This window comes from Streptomyces sp. DSM 110735, from assembly GCF_016482685.1.
Lineage (GTDB): Bacteria > Actinomycetota > Actinomycetes > Streptomycetales > Streptomycetaceae > Streptomyces.
This window is the reverse complement of sequence record NZ_JACYHF010000004.1, coordinates 162,334-183,487: the sequence shown is the minus strand read 5'-3', so window position 1 is coordinate 183,487 and position 21,154 is coordinate 162,334. Positions and strand designations below refer to the sequence as shown.

General features: G+C 70.8%; 18 protein-coding genes. 8 read left to right on the top strand and 10 right to left on the bottom strand.

The genetic code is table 11. The features are described 5' to 3' along the window. Window positions 1-10: 10 nt before the first annotated feature. From IF655_RS08915 to IF655_RS08900, 4 genes are all read right to left on the bottom strand, one after another. Window positions 11-835 carry an ABC transporter permease gene (locus tag IF655_RS08915; RefSeq protein WP_199583565.1) on the bottom strand — a complete coding sequence of 275 codons (825 nt, stop codon included), beginning with the start codon at window positions 833-835 and terminating at the stop codon, window positions 11-13. After that, window positions 832-1,869 carry an ATP-binding cassette domain-containing protein gene (locus IF655_RS08910; RefSeq protein WP_199583564.1) on the bottom strand — a complete coding sequence of 346 codons (1,038 nt, stop codon included), beginning with the start codon at window positions 1,867-1,869 and terminating at the stop codon, window positions 832-834. The genes IF655_RS08915 and IF655_RS08910 overlap by 4 nt, the downstream gene beginning before the upstream one ends. A 121-nt stretch (window positions 1,870-1,990) precedes the next feature. Continuing rightward, a complete protein-coding gene (locus IF655_RS08905; protein WP_199583563.1) occupies window positions 1,991-3,313 on the bottom strand; it encodes a UDP-glucose/GDP-mannose dehydrogenase family protein in 1,323 nt (440 codons plus the stop codon). A gap of 115 nt (window positions 3,314-3,428) precedes the next feature. Continuing rightward, the gene (locus IF655_RS08900) at window positions 3,429-4,697 is read right to left on the bottom strand and encodes a hypothetical protein (RefSeq protein WP_199583562.1); all 1,269 of its coding nucleotides are present in this window, start codon (window positions 4,695-4,697) and stop codon (window positions 3,429-3,431) included. Between the two features lie 231 nt (window positions 4,698-4,928). Here IF655_RS08900 and IF655_RS08895 point away from each other — a divergent pair, with 231 nt between their 5' ends. Next, a complete protein-coding gene (locus IF655_RS08895) occupies window positions 4,929-6,221 on the top strand; it encodes a helix-turn-helix transcriptional regulator (protein ID WP_199583561.1) in 1,293 nt (430 codons plus the stop codon). A 135-nt stretch (window positions 6,222-6,356) separates the two neighbouring features. Here IF655_RS08895 and panB read toward each other — a convergent pair whose 3' ends face one another. Next, on the bottom strand, window positions 6,357-7,220 hold the full coding sequence (gene panB, locus IF655_RS08890) for a 3-methyl-2-oxobutanoate hydroxymethyltransferase (protein ID WP_018545429.1): 864 nt from the start codon (window positions 7,218-7,220) through the stop codon (window positions 6,357-6,359). Window positions 7,221-7,485: 265 nt separating this feature from the next. Here panB and IF655_RS08885 point away from each other — a divergent pair, with 265 nt between their 5' ends. The 5 genes from IF655_RS08885 to IF655_RS08865 all read left to right on the top strand — a co-directional run bounded on the left by IF655_RS08885 (window position 7,486) and on the right by IF655_RS08865 (window position 13,351). Next, complete coding sequence (locus IF655_RS08885) at window positions 7,486-9,072, top strand: MFS transporter (RefSeq protein ID WP_206775606.1); 1,587 nt, start codon at window positions 7,486-7,488, stop codon at window positions 9,070-9,072. A gap of 116 nt (window positions 9,073-9,188) precedes the next feature. Next, the gene (locus IF655_RS08880) at window positions 9,189-9,824 is read left to right on the top strand and encodes a TetR/AcrR family transcriptional regulator (RefSeq protein WP_199583560.1); all 636 of its coding nucleotides are present in this window, start codon (window positions 9,189-9,191) and stop codon (window positions 9,822-9,824) included. Window positions 9,825-10,005: 181 nt separating this feature from the next. Continuing rightward, the gene (locus IF655_RS08875) at window positions 10,006-11,055 is read left to right on the top strand and encodes an endonuclease/exonuclease/phosphatase family protein (protein ID WP_199583788.1); all 1,050 of its coding nucleotides are present in this window, start codon (window positions 10,006-10,008) and stop codon (window positions 11,053-11,055) included. Window positions 11,056-11,158: 103 nt separating this feature from the next. Further along, window positions 11,159-12,400, top strand: coding sequence for an MFS transporter (locus IF655_RS08870; RefSeq protein ID WP_199583559.1), 1,242 nt, complete (start codon window positions 11,159-11,161; stop codon window positions 12,398-12,400). A 174-nt stretch (window positions 12,401-12,574) separates the two neighbouring features. Further along, a complete protein-coding gene (locus IF655_RS08865) occupies window positions 12,575-13,351 on the top strand; it encodes an MHYT domain-containing protein (RefSeq protein ID WP_199583558.1) in 777 nt (258 codons plus the stop codon). Window positions 13,352-13,438: 87 nt separating this feature from the next. Here the strand turns inward: IF655_RS08865 and IF655_RS08860 are convergent, their stop codons facing one another. From IF655_RS08860 to IF655_RS08845, 4 genes are all read right to left on the bottom strand, one after another. Continuing rightward, window positions 13,439-15,193, bottom strand: coding sequence for an NAD+ synthase (locus IF655_RS08860; protein WP_199583557.1), 1,755 nt, complete (start codon window positions 15,191-15,193; stop codon window positions 13,439-13,441). Window positions 15,194-15,276: 83 nt separating this feature from the next. After that, window positions 15,277-17,244, bottom strand: a complete 1,968-nt coding sequence (locus tag IF655_RS08855) for a protease pro-enzyme activation domain-containing protein (protein ID WP_242488626.1) — start codon at window positions 17,242-17,244, stop codon at window positions 15,277-15,279. A gap of 203 nt (window positions 17,245-17,447) precedes the next feature. After that, entirely contained in the window at window positions 17,448-18,059 is a 612-nt protein-coding gene (locus IF655_RS08850; RefSeq protein WP_199583556.1) for a DUF305 domain-containing protein, read from the bottom strand. A gap of 11 nt (window positions 18,060-18,070) precedes the next feature. Continuing rightward, window positions 18,071-18,778, bottom strand: a complete 708-nt coding sequence (locus IF655_RS08845) for a DUF3105 domain-containing protein (RefSeq protein ID WP_199583555.1) — start codon at window positions 18,776-18,778, stop codon at window positions 18,071-18,073. 193 nt (window positions 18,779-18,971) lie between these two features. Here IF655_RS08845 and IF655_RS08840 point away from each other — a divergent pair, with 193 nt between their 5' ends. Both IF655_RS08840 and IF655_RS08835 read left to right on the top strand, forming a co-directional pair. Continuing rightward, window positions 18,972-19,376, top strand: coding sequence for a hypothetical protein (locus IF655_RS08840; RefSeq protein WP_199583554.1), 405 nt, complete (start codon window positions 18,972-18,974; stop codon window positions 19,374-19,376). Between the two features lie 105 nt (window positions 19,377-19,481). Then, window positions 19,482-19,928, top strand: a complete 447-nt coding sequence (locus tag IF655_RS08835; RefSeq protein ID WP_199583553.1) for an Rrf2 family transcriptional regulator — start codon at window positions 19,482-19,484, stop codon at window positions 19,926-19,928. Window positions 19,929-19,938: 10 nt separating this feature from the next. On the opposite strand, the gene IF655_RS08830 is transcribed toward IF655_RS08835, so the two are convergent. After that, a complete protein-coding gene (locus IF655_RS08830) occupies window positions 19,939-21,123 on the bottom strand; it encodes a globin domain-containing protein (RefSeq protein WP_199583552.1) in 1,185 nt (394 codons plus the stop codon). Window positions 21,124-21,154: the final 31 nt, after the last annotated feature.

Here is a 21,154-nt window from a genome sequence, read left to right as displayed (position 1 = left end):
CGCGCCAAGGTCAGCTCTTGGTGCGGAACTTGTAGATCGAGAACGGGGCCATCACGGCGGTGATCGCGATCGACCAGCCCACCGTCACCCACAGGTCGTGCGTCACCGGACCGCCCACCATGAGACCGCGGGCGGCGTCCGCCAGCGTGGACAGCGGGTTGTAGTCGGTGAACGCCTGGAGCCAGCCGGGCATCGACTTGGTCGGCGCGAAGATGGACGAGCCGAACTGGAGCGGGAACAGCACCAGGAAGCCCATCGCCTGCACCGACTGCGCGCTCTTCATCACGACGCCGAGGGTGAGGAACACCCACATGATCGAGGACGCGAACAGCGTGGACAGACCCACCGTGGCGAACAGACCGGGCCAACTGGTGATGTGGAAGCCGACCAGCACCGCCACGATCATCAGCACGACCGTCGCGAACAGCATCCGGACCAGCTCCACGCCGATCTTGGCGAAGAGCACCGAGCCGCGGCCGATCGGCAGCGAGCGGAACCGGTCCATCACACCGCTGTTGAAGTCCTGGCTGAAGCCGGTGCCGACGCCCTGCGACATCGTCATGCTCATCATCGCGAGCATGCCGGGGATGACGTACTGGACGTACTGGTCCTGACCGCCGCCCAGCGCCTTGCCGATCGAGCCGCCGAAGACGAACACGAACAGCAGGGTGAAGATGATCGGCATCAGCAGCGCGTCGAACATCGACTCCGGGTCCTGCTTGATCCAGAGCAGGTTGCGCCGGATGAGGGCGCCGGTGTGCCGCAGATGCCCGCGCAGGGTGATGCGGGAGTCGGCCGTGGTGACGACCGGAGCGGTGAGGGTGTTGGTACTCATACGGCGACCTCTTCGCGGGCGTCGGAGTCGGAGTCGGCGGGCGTGATGTCCTGCGGGGCACTGGCGCGGTGGCCGGTGAGCGAGAGGAACACCTCGTCCAGGCTGGGGAGTTCGGTGACGATGGAGGAAATGGTGATGCCGCGCGCGGTCACCGCGCCGACGACGGCGGTGAGCTGCTCGTCGCTCAGAATCGGCACCAGCAGCGTGTTGTTCTCGCGGTCGACGGTGGTGGTGGCGAGACCGGTGATGCCCAGCTCGTCCAGCATCGCGGCGAGCGGACCGAGCTGGAGCGGGTCCACCGGGCGGATGCGGAGGGTGCGGCCGCCGACGCGGGCCTTCAGCTCCTCGATCCGACCGGCGGCGACGACCTTGCCCCGGTCCACCACGGTCAGCTCGGAGGCGAGCTGCTCGGCCTCCTCCATGTACTGCGTGGTGAGCAGCACGGTCACGCCCTCGCCGACCATCGCCTTCACCTCGTCCCACACCTCGTTGCGGGTGCGGGGGTCGAGTCCGGTGGTCGGCTCGTCCAGGAACAGCACCTGCGGACGGCCGATCATCGAGGCGGCCAGGTCCAGGCGCCGCCGCATACCGCCGGAGTACGTGGAGGCGGGGCGCTTGGCGGCATCCGTCAGCGAGAACCGCTCCAGCAGCTCGTCGGCGCGGGCGCGGGCGTCCTTGCGGGACAGGTCGAGCAGCCGCCCGATCATGTACAGGTTCTCCCAGCCGGGGAGCTTCTCGTCCACCGAGGCGTACTGCCCGGTCAGACCGATCACCCGGCGCAACTGCCGGGGCTGCCGTACGACGTCGTACCCGGCGACCATCGCCTCACCGGCGTCCGGCGTGATCAGGGTCGACAGAATCCGCACGAGCGTCGTCTTCCCGGCCCCGTTCGGCCCGAGCACCCCCATCACGGTGCCCTCCCGCACATCCAGGTCGACCCCGTCCAGCGCCTTGGTCTCCCCGTAGTGCTTCACCAGCCCCCGCACGGAAACCGTCACCCGGCGCCCGTCGGAACTCTCATCGATTCGCGTCATGGGATGACGATGACAGGCCCCACCGACAATCCACCGACAGACGCCCGACAGGGCGACGCAGTCCGCTGTGGGCGCCTGTCGGCCCGCGCGCCGGGCCCTGCCGTGGCGCTCCGCTCCCGGGCTACTTCTCCGGGCGTCCGAGCTGGTGGACGGTCCAGCCCGCCGCTCGCCAGGGCCCGGGGTCCAGGGCGGTGCGGCAGTCGACGAGCAGGGGGCTTGCCGGCCGGGCGGCCAGGGGCCGGGGGTCGGCCTGCCGGTACTCGGGCCACTCGGTGGCCAGTACGACGAGGTCGGCGCCGTCGAGGGAGCCGGCCAGGTCGTCGGTGTACTCCAGCTCCGGGTTGCGGGCCATCGCCGTGGGTACGGCCTGCGGGTCGTGCACGGTGACGAATCCGCCCGCCTGCTGGAGAGCCTGGGCCAGGGCGAGGGCCGGGGATTCGCGGACATCGTTGGTGCCCGGCTTGAACGCGGCGCCCCACACGGTGATCCGGGCACCGCTGATCGGCCGCTCGCCCAGGGCGCGGGTGATGAGCCCGAGGGCCACGTCCGTACGCTGCTCGTTGATCACCTCCGCGGCCCGCAGGAGAGAGGCGGCGGTGTCGGCGCCGAGGGCTCGCGCGGAGGCGGTGAAGGCGCGTACGTCCTTGGGCAGGCACCCGCCGCCATAGCCGATGCCCGGACGCATTCCCCCGCTGCCGATCCGCGGGTCGATGCCGAGGATGTCCACGATCTGGGCGACGTCGCCGCCCGCGGCCTCGCACATGTCGGCGACGGCGTTGATGTAGCTGATCTTCAGGCCGAGGTACGTGTTCGCCGCGCCCTTGGCCAGTTCGGCGGTCTGCGGGTCGGTGATGAAGAGGGGCACGCCGGCGTCGATGACCCCGGCGTACACGGCGCGGATCGCCTTCTCGCCCTCCGCGGTGGTGACGCCGGCGATGAGGCGGTCCGGGCTCAGGGTGTCCTCCACGGCGTGGCCCTCGCGCAGGAACTCGGGGTTCCACACGACCTCCACGCCCTTCCCGGCCGGGGCGAGCCGCTGGGCGAGGGCGGTGACCTGCGCGGTGGTGCCCACGGAGACCGTGCTCTTGCCCACGATGGTGCACGCTCGGCCGAGATGCGGGGCCAGCCGCCGGACCGCGCCGAAGACCTGCGCGGTGTCGTACGAGCGGCCGTCGGCGTCGATGGGGGTGCCGACGCCGATGAAGTGCAGCTCGGCGAAGTCCGCGGCCTCGCTGATGTCGGTGGTGAATCGCAGGCGCCCGCTCGCGGTGTGGCGGGTGAGCAGTTCCGGCAGCCCGATCTCGTAGATGGGGCACTCGCCGGCGTTGAGCCGCTCGACCTTGGCCTGGTCGACATCCACGCCGATCACCTCATGGCCGAGTTCGGCCATCGCCGCCGCATGCGGGATGCCGAGGTGTCCGCAACCGATCACGGAAACGCGCATGTGTAGATCGTCCTTGTCTGGTCGGGGGCCTGCCGGACCCGGCGGGCCCCCGCACGCTGTCGGCTGTCACGCGGCGGGCAAGTCGGTTCGTATGCCTGTTCGTTACGGTGTTCGATCAGTGGGGGGCGTGGGCGGCCGGGGGCTGGACCGCGAACTCCACACCGAGTTGGCGGCACAGCTCGACCAGCGTGGGAATGGCCTCGGCCCGCACGATCACGTCACCGTCCTGCGGACCCTCCAACGGGTAAGGCAGGTATTGGCCGAACTCCTCCAGACCCTCGGTGTCCACGAAGAACACCTTCATCCCACGCTCCCGGGCACGTTTCTCGATCGACCGGCGGTCGGCGTGCAGACCGATCACCAAGAGTGCCTTGGCTTCGGCCAGGAGCGGCACGGGCGGGATCTTCTGGTCGTAGCGGCGTACGAAGCACTCGGTGAGACCGGCTCGCGCGGCGAGCAGATCGAAGTTGTGCTGGAGGACCGGGCCCACCATGTGCCCGGCGTCATGCAGGGACTTCAGCGCGCGGTGCGCGGCCGTCGGCCGGGCGAGGAAGCTGATGCGGAACATCGCGACCAGTTCGTCCGCCTTCGCGGTGGCGTCGAGCAGCATCTCCCTGACCAGGGTGTCCCTCTGCGGGCACAGCACGAAGGGATGCGTCTCCTTCATGACGTTGTCGGTGCGCTCGGTGACCCGATACACCTGGTGCAGGAAGTGCAGCGGGGGTACCCCGGCCTCGACACTCGTGCCGCAGCCCAGTTCGACCTGGAACGGCAGATGGTTCTTCAACTCGCCCAGGTCCTCCGCGTAGTTCGGGTTGCCGCGCCTGTCCTTGACACGGATACCGCCCGCCAGCACGTTCCACGGCATCTGCCGGACGGTGCGCGTCACCTGGAAGTCCTCGGAGACGAACACCACGTCCAATGAGCAGAATCCCTCGGGGGTGTCCCGCGAGCCGCGCTCGTCCTGCGGGTGGACGTCGTAGGGGGTGACGGTGACCCGCAGGTCGCCCTTCGACCACACGCCGTCGTCCGTCTGCCGCCAGTGGCCCTCGGCGAGCCAGGCCCGCACGTCGCCGCGGTACGTCTCGATCTTGGCCTTCGGGGCGCGTACCGACGTGTACAGGTACAGGTCGGCGAGGACCAGGCGCGGGACGGGGAACGTGTAGTCGATGTCGAACCGGTAGCGGTAGTGGACGATGCGGCGACGCCCGTTCTCGCCCTCGGTCCAGCCCGATTGCGCCGCGTTGGCCGGATCCTGCGTCCGGCGCCAGACTCCCTCCTCGATCGCGCGGGGCCGCTCGCGGCCGGTGCCCGCAAAGTGCGTGTGCCAGACCGCTTCCTGCGTTTCGTCGAGCTGGTCGATCACGGGGTGGGGAAGGAACATCTCGTTCTCCTCGGTGGGGCGGTGAAGTGACAGTGCGGGCGCCGTCGCCGTGGGCGCTGTTCGAGGACATCACCGGCACGACGGCTGTGGTGATCGACTGGCAGAGCGCGCAAACGCCTTGCAGCATCTGCAAGTTCGGGCAGGAAACCTGTGGACGGCGCACACGCGGTGCCGCCGAGTCTCTACGGTGAGTGGCCGTACGGTGTCGGGTCTTCGTGCGGGAGAAGCCGGATGAACGCGGTTCGCCTCTGGGGGTCCGAAGAGGCCCGTTCCTGTGTGCGGAAGCAGGACCCCGGCGGCCTGATCCGGATCGGCCGGGTGGGACGTGGCTGGCGTCTGGAGGATCTCGGTGCCCGGATCGGCTGCTCGGCCGCCACCGTCTCCCGGCTGGAGCGCAGGGGGAGGAAGGCCGACTTCGACATGCTCATGAGCGCTGCCAGGGCCGTGGAAATCCCGATGCTTGTCCTGGCTGCGTCACTCGGCTTAACCGGCGCCCCAGCGACTAGAGTTGCGCCGGACGGGCCACGCTGTGCCGAGGAGGACCCCATGCGCCGCCGCAGGTTGCTCGCCGCCACCGGCCTGGCGGTTCCATCCTCCCTCCTGGCGGGAGTGAGCGACGCGCTGGCGAGCATTCCCGGCCCCACCGGGTCGCCAGTGCCTCTCGACTCACGGCTTGCCGCCGCCCGCGGACTCTTCGACGCCGGACAGAACGCCGAGTTGCTGCGCGTGCTGCCGGGCCTGCTCGCCGATGCCAGTCACGCCGCGTCACCCGCGCACGAGGAGATGGCGCTCGCCCGCCTCTCGACCGCCTACAGCCTGGCGGGCCGGGTGCTGACGAAGGTCGGCCGCTACGGGGACTCCCGGCTGGCCGCGGATCGTGCGGCGCTGTACGCGCAATGGTCCGGGTCGCCCCTCGCCGCTGCCGCCGCAGCCCGGGAGTTGAGCATCGTGCTGCGCCATCAGGACCAGCCCGCCGCTGCCGAGCGCCACATCCTCGATGCCGTGGCCAAGGTCGAGGAGACCGGGCTGCGAACGGACGCGCAGCGCTCGGCGTACGCACAGATGCTGTGCACCACCTCGTACACCGCGGCACGCGCCGGGGTTCGTGACCAGGCCCTCACCATGATCCGCGACGCAGCGCGAGCCGCTCGCGCTCTTCCCGACGTGACTCCGAGGGGGCGACTCTTTCCCCTCACCCCGGCAGCGGTGGACTTGTATGCCGTCGGAGTGCACTGGGCCCTCGGGGACGCGGGCGCCGCACTGGAGGCCGGCCGCGGTTTGCACGAGGGCCGGTTCGCCACTGCCGAGCGCAAGGGCAGGATGCACACCGACCTCGGGCGGGCGTGGTGGCAATGGGGCAAGGCGGAGCAGGCGGCTGCCGAACTGCTGTCGGCGGTACGCGTCTCTCCGGGCGAAGTCCGTGACCGGCCCGCGATCCGGCAGATCGTCAGCGACCTGCGGTCCCGTCACCCTCGGGTGACGGGCGTGCGCGAACTGGTGGCGGCCGCGGGCTCGGCGGAGTAGACCGCCGCAACCACGAATTGAGCAACCCCGACGGCGAGCACCCCCTCCGCGAGAGCGGCGCCGGTTTAGGCGCACAAAGGGGACAGCCCGCCGACGGGGGAAGATCGGCGGGCTGCCCGGGTGTTGCCGCAGTGGCTAGTGGACCGAGTGTTCGTCGAGCGGGAACGTGCCGCCGACGACCTCCTCCGCGAAGGACTTCGCCGCGTCGGTCATGACCTCGCGGAGCGCCGCGTACTTCTTGACGAACTTGGGGACGCGGCCGGAGGTCAGGCCGAGCATGTCGGTCCAGACGAGGACCTGGGCGTCGGTGTCGGGACCCGCGCCGATGCCGACCGTCGGGATGTGCAGCACCCGAGTCACCTCGGCGGCGAGTTCCGCCGGGACCAGCTCCAGGACGACGGCGAACGCGCCCGCGTCCTGGACGGCCTTGGCGTCGCGCAGGAGCTGCTGGGCCGCCTCCTCGCCGCGGCCCTGGACGCGGTAGCCCATGGCGTTGACGGACTGCGGGGTGAGGCCGATGTGGGCCATCACCGGGATGCCTGCCTCGACGAGCAGCTTGATCTGCTCGTGCGAGCGCTCGCCGCCCTCCAGCTTGACCGCGCCGACCCCGGCGTCCTTCACCAGCCGGGTCGCCGAGCGCAGCGCCTGCACCGGACCCTCCTGGTAGGAGCCGAAGGGGAGGTCGCCGACGATGAGCGCGCGGCTGGTGCCGCGTACGACGGCGGCGGAGAGCATGGTCATCTCGTCGAGGGTGACGGGGACGGTCGTCTCGTAGCCGAGATGGCAGTTGCCCGCCGAGTCGCCGACCAGCATCACGGGGATGCCGGCCTCGTCGAAGACGGACGCGGTCATCGCGTCGTAGGCGGTGAGCATGGGCCACTTCTCGCCCCGCTCCTTGGCGAGTGCGATGTCGCGGACGGTGATGCGACGGGTGCCCTTTCCTCCGTACAGCGTCTTGCCGTCGGAGGGCTTCGTCTGGGCAGCCGAGAGCTGCGTCATGGCAACGGCTCCTTACAAGTCATCTCGAGGCGCCCTTTCGGCGTCCCCGGATCGCCTCCATGGTGGCACCTCGTGCCGCACCTGGCCAGAGGGAGGTCCCCGTACCGGCTCCGGTGCGGGTCCCGTGCCGGCTCCCGCACGGGTCCCGTGCCAGCTCCCGCGCCGGTCCCGCCCGGGTCCCGCACAAGCCCCCGTGTGTAAGACCTGGGTAAAGTAATTCAGATACGAGACGGTTCCGTATTGAAATGGCCCTAGGCTCGAACGCATGACAACTTCCGTCCCCGCACCCCGGATACCGGAGGCGGTGCACAAGCGCCGCTGGGCGATCCTCGGCGTGCTGATGCTGAGCCTGCTCATCGTGGTGCTCGACAACTCGATCCTGAACGTCGCCATCAAGACCATCGCCACCCCGGCGCCGACCGGCCTCGGCGCCACGCAGAGCGAGATCGAGTGGGCGATCAACTCGTACACGCTCGTCTTCGCCGGGCTGCTGTTCACCGCCGGTCTCATCGGTGACCGCCTGGGCCGCAAGAAGGTGCTGCTCGGCGGCATCATCGTGTTCGGCATCGGCTCGGCGCTGGCCGCCGAGGCGGGTTCCCCGGGTCAGCTCATCGCCTACCGCGCGGTGATGGCCCTCGGTGCCGCCTTCGTCATGCCCGCGACCCTCGCCGTGCTGATGAACGTCTTCGAGCGCGAGGAGCAGCCCAAGGCCATCGGCATCTGGGCGGGCGGCGTCGGACTCGGCATCGCCATCGGCCCGATCACCGGCGGCGCGCTGCTCGACCACTTCTGGTGGGGCTCGGTCTTCCTCATCAACGTGCCGATCGTGATCCTCGCCCTCGGTCTGATGCTCTGGCTGGTCCCCGACTCCCGCGACCCGAAGCCGGGCCGCCTCGACCCGATCGGCGTGGTCCTGTCCGTCGTCGGTCTGGTGCTGCTCGTCTACGGCATCATCAAGGGCGGCGAGCTGGCCGACTTCACCGATCCCAAGGTGCTGGCCACGATCATCGCCGGACTGGTGATCCTCGCCGCGTTCGTGATCTTCGAGAAGCGCAGCGACCACCCCTCCCTGGACGTCACCTACTTCCGCAACAAGGTCTTCTCGGCCGCCATGAGCGCCATCGCGCTGGTCTTCTTCGCCCTCATGGGCGTCACGTTCTTCGGTGTCTTCTACACCCAGAGCGTGCGCGGCTACTCGCCGCTGGAGTCCGGCGTGCTGATGCTGCCGCTGGCCGCCGCGCAGATGATCTTCGCGCCGCGCGCCCGGCTCCTGGTCGACCGCTTCGGCAACAAGGCCACCACCACCGCCGGTCTGGTGCTGATCGCCGCCACGCTGGCCGCGTTCGCGACCTTCGAGGCCGACACGCCGATCTGGCTCCTGGAGGTCGTCTTCTTCCTCATGGGCACCGGCATGGCGCACATCATGACGCCGACCTCGGTCGTCATCATGCAGGCGCTGCCCCGCGAGAAGGCGGGCTCCGCCTCCGCGCTGAGCAACACCTTCCGGCAGGTCGGCGGCGCCCTCGGCATCGCCGTGCTCGGCTCGGTGCTCTCCGCCGCCTACCGCAACGGCATCGAGGGCAAGCTCGGTCTGCTCCCGCCCGCCCTGCGCGACACCGCGGGCGAGTCCATCGAGGCGACCCTCGGCATCGCCGCGAAGCTCGGACCCCAGGGGCAGGGTCTGATCACCCCGGCCCACGACGCCTTCCTGCACGCCATGCACATCACCGCCCTGTGCGGCACCGGCGTCGCACTGGTCGGCGCCGTCATCACCGCGCTGTTCCTGCCGGGCAAGCCGCCGACCGGAACCGCCAAGGACAGCGAGAAGGAACTGGTCGCCGCGGCGGACTGATCACGCGGCGCGGCGAACGGATCGCCGCGCCACGCGCCGGGGTAGGGACGGTACGACAACGGGGGAGGAGGCGGCTGCGGGAGAATTGCCGCAGCACAGCGAGAGGACGAGACGACGTGAGCCTTGCCGACAGCCGGCCCCCGCAGGCCGGTCCCGCCCGGGGCCGGCCCCGCAGCGAAGCCGTGGAACGCGCCATCCTGGAAGGCGCGATGAAGCTCCTGGAGGAGGGCGTGCCCCTCGCGGAGCTGTCCATCGAGCGCGTCGCGCGCACCGCCGGAGTCGGCAAGGCGACCATCTACCGCCGCTGGAGCGGCAAGGAGGAACTGTTCGTCGACGTCATGCGCGCCGCCGAACCCGCCGACCCCGAACTGCCCGGCACCTCCATGCGCGACGACCTCGTCGTCCTCCTGGAGACCCTGCGCCGCCGGGGTCTGGTCAGCCGCTCCTCGGCGATCATGCACAACGTGTTCGTCCAGGCGAAGTGCAGCCCGCGCATCTGGGCCGCCTACCAGGCCGGGGTGATAGCGCCCCGGCGCGCCCTGATGACCGAGGTGCTGCGCCGGGGGCAGCGCGAGGGCGAACTGCGCTCCGACATCGACGTGGACCTGGCCAACGACATGTTCGTCGGTCCCATGTTGGCCCGCACCGTCCTGCGCCCCGACGCCGACCTGCCCGAGGACCTCGCCGACGTGATCGTCGACACGGTCCTCGCGGGTCTACGCCCCGTCAGCACGCCTTCCGAGCAGCGCTGATGTACGCGTTTCGTCACAGAACCCCTGCGGGGCGGCCGTAACGGAACTACCCGGCCCATCCCGTTCGTCCTCGACTTCCGAACGGCCGTCATGGGACGGCGGAACGGAGCCGTTCATCCCCTAGGGTCGTAGAACACACGGGGGGATGACGGAGCGCACGGCAGGCAGTGAGGCAGACGGTATGGCGCAGCAGGCGTACATGACGGAGACGGACAACGGCGGCTCGGAGCCCGAGCGACCGGCATCCCGGCTTCGGCGCCTGGCGCACCGTCTGCTCGGCGGCTGGCGCGACGATCCGCGCATCTGGCGCCGGGGCACGGTCACGGCCGTCCTGGCGCTGCTGCTCGCCCTGGTGATGCTGCTGCACTCGCGCATCCCCAACCGGGTGGGCAACCTCGGCAGCCTCACCGAGACCTTCCTGCCCTGGCTCGGCATCGCGATCCCGGTGCTGCTGCTCGTGGGGCTGCTGCGCAAGTCCGCGACCGCGCTGATCGCGGTGCTGCTCCCGGCGATCGTGTGGCTGAACCTCTTCGGCGGGCTGCTCACCGACAAGTCCGGCACCGGCGGCGACCTGGTCGTGGCCACGCACAACGTGAACGCCGACAACCCCGCCCCCGCCGCCACCGCCCGGGACGTCGCCGCCTCCGGAGCCGATCTGCTCGCCCTGGAGGAGCTGCCCGCGCCCGCCGTCGGCACCTACGACCAGGCGCTGTCCGGCACATACCCGTACCACGCGGTGGTCGGCACCGTCGGGCTGTGGAGCAAGTACCCGATGAGCCAGGTCCACTCCGTGGACATCAAGCTCGGCTGGAAGCGCGCGATGCGGGCCACCGTGGCCACGCCCGACGGGCTCGTCGCGGTGTACGTCGCCCACATGCCCTCGGTGCGGGTGAAGCTGAAGGCGGGCTTCACCGCCCGCCAGCGCGACAAGAGCGCCGACGCGCTCGGCGAGGCCATCGCGGACGAGACGCTCAAGCGGGTCGTGCTGCTCGGCGACCTCAACGGCACCATGAACGACCGCTCGCTGAACGCCGTCACCTCCCAGATGCGCTCCACGCAGGGCGCGGCGGGCAGCGGCTTCGGGTTCAGTTGGCCGGCCGCGTTCCCGATGGCCCGCATCGACCAGATCATGGTCAAGGGTGTCGAGCCGGAGAGCTCCTGGACCCTGCCGCGCACCGACAGCGACCACCTCCCGGTCGCCGCGCGGGTCAGTCTCGACACAGAGTCTTAACCCGGTTCGCATCCGCTGGAATACTGGACCTGAGAGACTTTGTTCCGTACGGGAACATAGGCGATCCCATCCCCTGTACGGCACTGCTCTGAGAGGTCCCCTCATGCCCCTGGCCCTGCTCGCCCTCGCTGTCGGCGCCTTCGGCATCGGTACGACCGAGTTCGTGATGATGGGTCTGCTGCCCGACGTCGCGGACGACCTGCACATATCCATCCCGACCGCCGGTCATCTGGTCTCGGCGTACGCGCTCGGCGTCGTCATCGGCGCCCCGCTGCTGGCCGCGCTCACCGCGCGGATGTCCCGGCGCACGGTGCTGATCGGTCTGATGGCCCTGTTCGTCGCGGGCAACGCGCTCTCCGCGTTCGCCCCCGGCTACGAGTCCCTGCTCGCCGCCCGCTTCCTGAGCGGGCTGCCGCACGGCGCGTTCTTCGGCGTCGGCGCGGTCGTCGCGACCTCCATGGTCGCCCCCGAGCGCAAGGCGCGCTCGGTCTCGCTGATGTTCCTCGGTCTGACCGTCGCCAACGTCGCGGGCGTGCCCGTCGCCACGCTCATGGGTCAGCACCTGGGCTGGCGGGCCACCTTCCTCGGGGTGAGCGCCATCGGTCTTGCCGCCATCGCCTCGCTCGCGCTGCTCATCCCGCACGACCACACCCACGCCTCCCCGGCGGGTCTGCGCGGGGAGCTGGCCGCGCTGAAGTCGCTGCCGGTGTGGCTGGCGCTCGGCACCACGGTCGCGGGCTTCGGCGCGCTCTTCGCCGCCTACAGCTACATCACCCCGATGCTCACCGGCGCCGCCGGGTTCGACCCGGCCAGCGTGACCCTGCTGCTCGCCCTGTTCGGCGTCGGCGCCACCGCGGGCAACCTGCTCGGCGGACGGCTCGCCGACCACGCCATGCGCGGCACCCTGTTCGGCGGGCTCGCCGCACTCGGCGTCGTCCTGGCGCTGTTCCCGCTGATGATGCGCGCCGAGTGGAGCGCGGCGCTCGCGGTCGCCCTGCTCGGCATGGCCGCCTTCGTCACCGGCTCGCCGCTGCAGTTGATGGTGATGGACAAGGCGGCGGCGGCGCCCTCGCTCGCCTCCTCGGCCAACCAGGCTGCCTTCAACCTGGCCAACGCGGGCGGCGCCTGGATCGGCGGGCTCGCCCTCGCCGCCGGACTCGGCGTCACCTCCCCGGCGCTCGCCGGAGCGGTCCTCGCGGTGCTCGGCATCGCGGTGGCGGCGGTGGCGTACGGCGTGGACCGCAGGCGGGCGGCGACGCTGAAGCAAACCGGTGCGGCGCCCGGTTCCACGGGTCGGCTGGTCGCTGCCCATGTCCCGCAGGAGAACGAGCGTTCACGACGGTGAAGATCGCGCAAACTACAGTTGTGCAACATTCACTCGTTTCCGGCCACAGTGGCTTGAAGTTCACGATCTCTCTCGTGAAGCTTCACATCACCAACACACGTCACTCCAGTCACAACAGACGCAGAAGTCGCACCAGACACGCTTGTCACAACTGGAAATAGGGAGAGGACCCCGATGCAGGGCACGGCCGGATTCGACTACGGGCTGCTGACACCGCTCGCCGCCTACCTCATGGCCTGCCTCGGCGCCGCTCTCGGACTGCGCTGCGTGGTCCGCACCGTGCACGCGGAGAAGGGCCGCAAGGCCGCCTGGCTCGGTCTCGGCGCGGCGGCCCTCGGCTGCGGCATCTGGAGCATGCACTTCATCGCCATGATCGGCTTCTCCGCCCCGGGCGCGAACATCACCTACGACGCCCCGCTGACCGTGCTCAGCCTGGTCGTGGCGATCGTCATGGTCTGCGTCGGCATGTTCATCGTGGGCTACCGCGGCGTCGCCCCCATGCCACTGGCCACCGCCGGCGTCATCACCGGTCTCGGCGTCGCGGTGATGCACTACCTCGGCATGGCGGCGATGCACGTCAACGGCACCATCACGTACGACAACCTGACCGTCGCGCTCTCCGTGGTCATCGCCGTGGTCGCCGCGACGGCGGCGCTGTGGGCCGCCGTCTCCATCCGGGGCTTCGTTCCCGCGCTCGTCGCCAGCCTCGTGATGGGCGTCGCCGTGACCGGGATGCACTACACCGGCATGGCGGCGGTCGACGTCCACGTCCACTCCACCGCCTCGGGCTACGGCGACGACGCCGCCTCCCTGGTGCTGCCCATGCTGCTCGGTCCGGCGGTCTTCCTGATCCTCGCCGCCGTGGTCGTCATGTTCGACCCGCTGCTCGTGGCCGGTGACGAGCAGGAGCCCGCCCCGCGCCTCTCCCGCCCGCGCACGCCGGTCGGCTGACGACCGCCGTACGGCGAGAACGAAGGGGCGCCCGGTCTTCGAAAGACCGGGCGCCCCTTCGCCGTCGCGCGTGACGCCGACTCGCGGTTACGCCGACTCGCGCCAGCCGTTGGTGATCGGCAGCCGGCGGTCCTTGCCGAAGCCCTTCGCGGAGATCTTCGTGCCCGGCGGGTACTGGCGCCGCTTGTACTCGGCGGTGTCCACCATCCGCAGCGTCTTCGTCACCAGCGCCGGGTCGAAGCCCGCCGCCACGATCGCGTCCGCGCCCTGGTCCCGGTCCACGTACAGCTCCAGGATCGCGTCCAGGAGCGGGTAGTCCGGCAGCGAGTCCGTGTCCACCTGGTCCGGGCGCAGCTCCGCGCTCGGCGGCTTGCTGATCGAGTTCTCCGGGATCGGCGGGGTCTGGCCGCGCTCCTCGGCGACCTTGTTGCGCCAGCGCGCCAACTGGAACACCGAGGTCTTGTACACGTCCTTGATCGGGCCGTACGCGCCCACCGAGTCGCCGTACAGCGTCGAATAGCCCACCGCCAGCTCGGACTTGTTGCCCGGCGCCAGCACGATGTGACCCTCCTGGTTGGAGACCGCCATCAGCAGCGTGCCGCGCAGCCGCGACTGGAGGTTCTCCTCCGCGAGCCCGGACAGCCCCAGCGCACCCATGTACGCGTCGAACATCGGCTCGATCGACACCGTGCGGAAGTGGAGGCCGGTGCGCCGGGCCAGCTCGGCCGCGTCGCCCCGGGAGTGCTCGGAGGAGTACTTCGAGGGCATCGAGACGCCGTACACGTTCTCCGCGCCGATCGCGTCGCACGCGATCGCGGCCACCAGCGCCGAGTCGATGCCGCCGGACAGACCGATCAGCACCGAGCGGAAGCCGTTCTTGACGACGTACGCCCGCAGTCCCGTCACCAGCGCGCCGTACACCTCGGCGTCGTCGTCCAGGTGCTCGGCGCACCCGCCGGGGAACTCCGGCGCGTACGCGGGCACCGGGTCCTCGGACAGCACCACGCGGTCGATGCGCAGACCGTCGTCCACGACACCGGTCGGGGCGTCCGCGTCGGCGGCGGGCAGGTCCAGGTCGAGCAGCAGCAGGGTCTCCTCGAACTGCGGCGCGCGGGCGACGACCTCGCCGTCCGCGTCGACCACGATCGAGTCGCCGTCGAAGACCAGCTCGTCCTGCCCGCCGGTCATGGCGAGGTAGGCGGTGGTGCAGCCCGCCTCCTGGGCGCGCTTGCGCACCAGCTCCAGGCGGGTGTCGTCCTTGTCGCGCTCGTACGGCGAGGCGTTGATCGAGAGCAGCAGTCCCGCGTGGGCGGAGCGCGCGGCGGGCACCCGGCCGCCGTCCTGCCACAGGTCCTCGCAGATGGCGAGGGCCACGTCGACGCCGTGCACGCGGATCACCGGCATGGTGTCGCCGGGCACGAAGTAGCGGAACTCGTCGAAGACGCCGTAGTTCGGCAGGTGGTGCTTGGCGAAGGTGAGGACCACCTCGCCGCGGTGCAGCACCGCCGCCGCGTTCCGCGGGGCGCCGGCCGGCTGGCCGTACTTCGGCTGCGCGGACTCCGAGCGGTCCAGGTAGCCGAGGACCACCGGCACCTCGCCGAGACCCTCCTCGGCCAGCCGGGTCGCCAGCGCGCGCAGCGCGGCGCGGGAGGCTTCGACGAAGGAGGAGCGCAGGGCCAGGTCCTCGACGGGATACCCGGTCAGCACCATCTCCGGGAAGGCGACGAGATGCGCGCCGCGCCCGGCGGAGTCCCGGGTCCGGCGGACGACCGCCTCGGCGTTCCCCGCGAGGTCGCCGACGCGCGAGTCGATCTGGTTCAGGGCGAGACGAAGTTGAGGCACGCGCCCAGTGTAATCGTCAGAGCGACGCGATGTGGGGGCGCGAGGTGTCTGACACCTCACGCCCCCACGGCAACGGGCAGGGATCAGTGACCCTTGTACGACTGCACGTAGCCGTTCGAGGGCGAGCCCACGCCGGTCACGTCGTCGTAGCCCTTGACCGCGGACAGCGAGCTGTCCTTGCCCAGGCTGCGGACCGAGGTGGTCACGCCGTCGGTCTTGTCGACGCCGTTCACGAAGTCGAGCCGGGCGACCGCGAGGTCGATGCCGGTCGGCTTGTCCGTGACGTCGTGGAAGACGCCCTTCTTCCCGTAGCGCTGGTAGATCGACGGGTTGGCGAAGCCGATGGCCTTGCCGCCACGCGCCTCCTGCGCCAGCGCCTGGACCGCCGCGATGACCGGGGCGGCCAGCGAGGTGCCGCCGATGCGGTACTCGCCGTACTTCACGGTCCCGTCGGGGAAGGTCTGGGTGATGCCCTCGAGGAAACCGGTGTTCGGGTCGGCCACGGCCGAGATGTCCGGGACCACGCGGTTGCCGGCCTTGTGGTGCACGTCGGCCAGCGCGTCCGGGACGATCCCCTTCTGGTACGAAGGCTGCCCCACGGTGCGGCTGGTGCCGCCGCCCGCGCCCGAGGTGAACGGGCCGGGGAAGCCGGTCCAGCTCTTGCCGTCGGCCGACAGGGTCGCCTTCTCGGTGCCCCAGCCGGTCTCGAACTGGTAGGCGTCGCGCTTGCCCACGGCCAGCGACGTACCGCCGACCGCGGTCACCCAGGCGGAGTTGGCCGGGGTGTCGACCTGCTTCACGCCGGGGGTGGTGTCCGTGGCGGTGTTGGCCACCTCGTCACCGTTGTCACCCGAGGAGAAGTAGAAGCCGATGCCCTGCACGGCGCCGAGCTGGAACACCTGGTCGTACGCGGCGGCCAGGTCCGGGGTCTGGTTGGCCTCGATGTCGCCCCACGAGTTGGAGACGATGTCCGCCAGGTGCTGGTCGACGACCTTGCTGAGCGAGTCCAGCAGGTCGTCGTCGTAGCAGGAGGCGGCGCCGACGTAGGTCACGTCCGCGTTCGGCGCGACCGCGTGCACGGCCTCGACGTCGAGGGTCTCCTCGCCGTACCAGCCGGAGGCGTCGCACTCGTCGGCCGAGGTGTGCGTGTACTTCTTCGGCAGCACCTGGTGCAACTGGCTGGTCTTCCACGCCGCGTCACCGTTGCGCTTGGCGTAGCGGCCCGCGTCGTAGGCGATGGTCGGCGAGGCGTAGGCGTCCGTGATGGCGACGCGGACGTGCTTGCCGGTGTAGTCGCCGGCGCCGTAGGCGGCACGCAGCTGCTTGCCGGTGTAGCCCTTGATCGCGTACGGGACCTTCTGGCCGTACGCGGCCGGGAGCTTGGTCGCGATCTTCTCGCCGTAGTACGAGGAGAGCGGACCGGCGTTCTTGAACGCGGCACCCGGACCGGGCAGTTGGTCGGCACGGTGCGACTTGTGCGGCGCACTGTCCAGACCGGTGACCGTCAGCACGGCGCCCTGGAGGGCGGCCGGGACCGAGGCGGTGCGCTGCGGGGCGCGGTAAGTGCGCTTGCCCTTGGTGAAGTTGTGGAGCTGGGTGCCGAACGCCTTCTCAGTGGCGGCGACATCGCCGGACACGGAGACGTAGTGCGCGGTGACCTCGGTGACGTCGAGCCCGGCCGACTTCAGCCAGGACTTCACCGCGGACACCTGTGCCTTGGTCGCCCCGAAGCGGGACGCGGTCTGCTTGGCGCTGAGGAACTTGCCGTACTGCGGCGAGGCCGGGTCCGACACCGCCTTGGCGTAGGCGGCGAGCCCCGCGGCGTCACGCCCGGCGAGGTAGACGCGGGCCTGCACCCGGGCGCTGTCGGCGGTGGCGCCCTTGTCCGCCTTGGCCGTGGCCCACGCGGGACGGGTGCCCGCCAGCGCGTCACGGGCCGGGCCGTCCGCGGCGTGGGCCGCGGGTATGCCGAGCGCCAGCGCGCCCGCGATCATCGGAAGCGTCGCCGCCATGCTCACACCGGCGCGCGTCCTGGCGCGGTTGGATCTCATAAAACCCCCTGCGATGCGGTTCGCATGTAGTGGCCGGATCGTCGTGCGCGACGCGCCTGCCCGCGGCGGTTGGGACCGGCGGAGCGATCACACGATGGGGCCACTCTTGTGATGAACCGTTCATGTCAGGTAAACGGGAGGGTCAAGAGAAACCCAAGTGAGCTTATTCATGGGGGATTTGAGCACTTCGTCCGCCCGGCGGCTTACGAACCCGCTTGTGCGCCACGCGCCTTGAGCATCTCGGCCATCAACTGGATCTCGGAGCGCTGCGCCGCGACCATGCCCCGCGCGAGCCGCTTCTCCGGACCCACCGCACACCGCTGGACACACCCCTCGGCCATGTGGACGCCACCCCGGTGATGCTCCGTCATGAGCTGGAGATAGAAGACCTCGGCTTTCTTCCCGCTCAGTGAACCCAGCTTGCGCAGATCGGAGTTGGTCGCCATCCCCGGCATCAGCGCGCCGTCCTGTCCCGGCGGCATGTCGCCCATGCCCATCCACGTCATCGGCGGATCCGCCGACACCTTCGGCAGCCCCCACAGATCCAGCCAGCCCAGCAGCATCCCGCGCTGATTTGCCTGGGTCTGCGCGATGTCGTACGCGAGCCTGCGCACCTCGGTGTCCTTCGTGCGGTCGCGCACGATGTACGACATCTCCACCGCCTGCTGGTGGTGCACGGCCATGTCCCGCGCGAACCCGGCGTCGGCGGACGCCGCCGTGGGCGCACCCGTCGTCTCCGGTTCCCCGCCCGCCGCGTACCCCGCCGCCCCGGCGCCCACCACCGCGAGCACCGCCGCCCCGGCGGCCCATCCCATGAGCGCACGCCTCACTGCATGACCCCGCCCGTGCACGAGGCTCCCGGCTCGGGCGTCTGCGCGCCCTGCACATAGGTGGCGAAGAACTTGTTCACCTCGGGGTCCTTCGCGCTCTTCACCGCCACCTGATGACCCCACGCCGACAGGATCAGCGGGGCGTCCTGCTTCTCGTACGGGCTCATCAGCGAGTACGGCGTCCGCTTCACCTTCGCCGCGAGCGCGCCCACGTCCGCCTTCTTCGCCGCGCCGGTGTACGTCACCCACACCGCGCCGTGCTCCAGGGCGTGCACCGCGTTCTCGTCGTGCACCGGCTTGTCGTAGACCGTGCCGTTGCAGTCGAGCCACACCGGATTGTGGTTGCCGCCGACCGGCGGGTGCATCGGATACGTCACTTTGGTCGTGACGTGCGTGCGCGACAGCTTGCCCGACCAGGTCCGCACCCCGTCCTTGCCGGTGGTGAAGTGCCCGGAGTCGCCCGCGCTGTTCTTGGCGTTCTTGGCGTCACCACTCGCGGAGGCGTCCTTCGCCGCCGCCGTGTCCGAGCCGTCCGACTGCCGGTGCAGCACGTACACCCCACCGGTGACGAGCCCGGCGACGACCATCACGCTCGCGACGACGGCGAGCGTCCGGTTGCGCCGCTCACGGGCCCGATCGGCGCGCCGCATCTCCTCGATGCGCGCCTTGCGGGCCGCACCGGCTGTGTTGTTGGCGGAACCCATGGTGTGGTGTGTGTCCTTCGGGTCGGGGGAGGACGGGTCGCGCTGATCGTAGTGGGGAGCCCCCTCTCGCGGGGGCGAGATCCCCGAGCATCCGTACGGCGCCCCCTGTGCCGGGACCGTGCCGGACCGTACCCTCGGGGTGCCGGGGAGTCGCTGCCCGGTCAGCGCAGTCCCACCTGCCACGGGAGGCACCGTGCGACGCGAGACCCATGCGGTACCGGACGAGCAGGGATCGGAGTGGGGCTGGTTCCTGGGCTGGCTCGCGGTCGGCGGGTGTCTGGCACTCGGACTGGCCGCGCTGCTCTCGGTGGGCATCGCGCTGATCGCCGTCGGCGCAGCGGGCGCGTGGCTGCTCGCGCGGAAGGGGCACCGCAACGCCCTCACGGGCGTGATCGCGGGTCTCGGGCTGCCGCTCCTGTGGCTCGCCGCCTCGAACTGGGACGGTCCGGGAGACGTGTGCCACTCCACCGCCACCTCGACCACGTGCACCGAGGAGTACGCCCCGCAGCCGTTCCTGGCCGTCGGCGTGCTCCTGCTGGCCGCCGGATTCCTGGCCTTCCTGGTGCTCGACCGCAGGCGGCGCGCGGCGGCGCGCTGAGCCGAAGGTCCTGAGCCGAAGGTGCTGAGCGGACCGACCGTGCCTGCCCTCGTGCGGGCGCCGACGGGTCCGGTCCACACATCCGCGTTCATTAGGCTTGTCCGTATGCGGCTGCTGCGTTCCACCGATCTCGCGCTCCGGGTCCTCATGCGCCTCGCGGTCGCCGGTGCCGACGCGAACCCCACGACCCGCGAGGTGGCGACCGACATGGGCGTCCCCTACACGCACACCACCAAGGTCGTCGCCGAACTCCAGCACCTCGGTCTGGTCGACGCGCGCCGGGGGCGGGGCGGCGGGCTCACGCTGACCGAGCGGGGGCGGAAGGCGTCCGTCGGCTCGGTGGTCCGGGTCTTCGAGGGCGACGGCGACGTGGTCGAGTGCGAGGGTCCGACCCCGTGCCCGCTCAACTCCGCCTGCCGTCTGCGGGGCGCGCTGCGACGGGCCCAGGAGGCGTTCTTCGCCTCGCTGGACCCGCTGACGATAGAGGACATGGTGGCGGACCCGACCGGACCCGTCCTGCTGGGCATCTCCAGCGGCCCGCCCGCCGGTTGAGGGTTCCGGCTCAGCCCTGCGCGAGCCAGAGGTCGGGCCCGAACACCTCGTAGTGGATGTCGGCCGGAGCCACGCCCTTCTCGATCAACTGGGCGCGCACCGCGCGCATGAAAGGCAGCGGACCGCACAGGTAGGCGCGGGTGCCGGAGGCGACCGGGATGCCGGTGAGGTCGACCAGACCGGTACGGGCGTTCGCGGGCGCGTCGTTCTCGTAGAAGAAGTGGCAGGCGGCGTCCGGCAGCTTGGCGGCGTACGCCTCGTGGTCGGCGCGCAGCGCGTGGTCGGCGGGGGAGCGGTCGCCGTGCACCACGGTGACCGGGGCGCGGTGACCGGCGTCCGCGAGCGCGGCGAGCATCGCCACCATCGGGGTCACGCCGATGCCCGCCGAGGCGAGCAGCAGCGGGTGCTCGTCGTCGCCGTCGAGCACGAGGTCGCCGTACGGCTCGGACAGGCTGACCCGGTCGCCGACCGCGACGCGCGTGTGGAGGAAGTCGGAGACCTCGCCGTCGGGACCCGCGCCGCCCCGCACCCGCTTGACGCTGATCTGGCGCACGCCCTCGCCGGGGGCGCCGGAGAGGCTGTACTGGCGGATCTGGTGGGCGCCGTCGGGCAGGTCGACGCCGACCGAGACGTACTGTCCCGCACGGAAGGGCGAGACCGGACCACCGTCGACGGGGCGCAGCCGCAGGGTGAGGACGTCGGCGGTCTCGGTGACCCGCTCCACGACCTCCCACTCACGGGTGCCGCGCCCGCCGCTCTGCTCGTAGAGCCGCTTCTCGATGGCGATGAGGGCGTTGGCCATCAGCCAGTACACCTCGTCCCAGGCGGCGGCGACCTCGGGGGTGACGGCGTCGCCGAGCACCTCCACGATCGCGGCGAAGAGGTGCTCGTGGACGACGTCGTACTGCTCGGGGGCGATGCCGAGCGAGGCGTGCTTGTGGGCGATGCGGTCCAGCAGGGCGTCGGGGCGCTGGTCGGGGTGGTCCAGCAGATGCACGGCGAACCCGGCGATGGAACCGGCGAGCGCCTGCTTCTGGGCGCCGGAAGCCTGGTTGCCCCGGTTGAACAGGTTCCGCAGCAGCTCGGGGTGAGCCTCGAAGAGACGGGCGTAGAACCGCTCGGTGATCTCACCGATCGCCGCGCCGACGGCGGGCAGGGTGGCGCGGACGGTGGCTGCGGACTGCGGGGACAGCATCGGGGCTCCTCACGACGGGACGGCCGGCAGG

What these genes read in the sequence shown, in the direction of transcription:
- IF655_RS08915 (WP_199583565.1), bottom strand. Translation starts at nt 835, where the DNA reads ATGAGTACCAACACCCTCACCGCTCCGGTCGTCACCACGGCCGACTCC.
- IF655_RS08910 (WP_199583564.1), bottom strand. Translation starts at nt 1,869, where the DNA reads ATGACGCGAATCGATGAGAGTTCCGACGGGCGCCGGGTGACGGTTTCC.
- IF655_RS08905 (WP_199583563.1), bottom strand. Translation starts at nt 3,313, where the DNA reads ATGCGCGTTTCCGTGATCGGTTGCGGACACCTCGGCATCCCGCATGCG.
- IF655_RS08900 (WP_199583562.1), bottom strand. Translation starts at nt 4,697, where the DNA reads ATGTTCCTTCCCCACCCCGTGATCGACCAGCTCGACGAAACGCAGGAA.
- IF655_RS08895 (WP_199583561.1), top strand. Translation starts at nt 4,929, where the DNA reads ATGAACGCGGTTCGCCTCTGGGGGTCCGAAGAGGCCCGTTCCTGTGTG.
- panB (WP_018545429.1), bottom strand. Translation starts at nt 7,220, where the DNA reads ATGACGCAGCTCTCGGCTGCCCAGACGAAGCCCTCCGACGGCAAGACG.
- IF655_RS08885 (WP_206775606.1), top strand. Translation starts at nt 7,486, where the DNA reads ATGACAACTTCCGTCCCCGCACCCCGGATACCGGAGGCGGTGCACAAG.
- IF655_RS08875 (WP_199583788.1), top strand. Translation starts at nt 10,006, where the DNA reads ATGGCGCAGCAGGCGTACATGACGGAGACGGACAACGGCGGCTCGGAG.
- IF655_RS08870 (WP_199583559.1), top strand. Translation starts at nt 11,159, where the DNA reads ATGCCCCTGGCCCTGCTCGCCCTCGCTGTCGGCGCCTTCGGCATCGGT.
- IF655_RS08865 (WP_199583558.1), top strand. Translation starts at nt 12,575, where the DNA reads ATGCAGGGCACGGCCGGATTCGACTACGGGCTGCTGACACCGCTCGCC.
- IF655_RS08855 (WP_242488626.1), bottom strand. Translation starts at nt 17,244, where the DNA reads ATGAGATCCAACCGCGCCAGGACGCGCGCCGGTGTGAGCATGGCGGCG.
- IF655_RS08850 (WP_199583556.1), bottom strand. Translation starts at nt 18,059, where the DNA reads ATGGGATGGGCCGCCGGGGCGGCGGTGCTCGCGGTGGTGGGCGCCGGG.
- IF655_RS08845 (WP_199583555.1), bottom strand. Translation starts at nt 18,778, where the DNA reads ATGGGTTCCGCCAACAACACAGCCGGTGCGGCCCGCAAGGCGCGCATC.
- IF655_RS08835 (WP_199583553.1), top strand. Translation starts at nt 19,482, where the DNA reads ATGCGGCTGCTGCGTTCCACCGATCTCGCGCTCCGGGTCCTCATGCGC.
- IF655_RS08830 (WP_199583552.1), bottom strand. Translation starts at nt 21,123, where the DNA reads ATGCTGTCCCCGCAGTCCGCAGCCACCGTCCGCGCCACCCTGCCCGCC.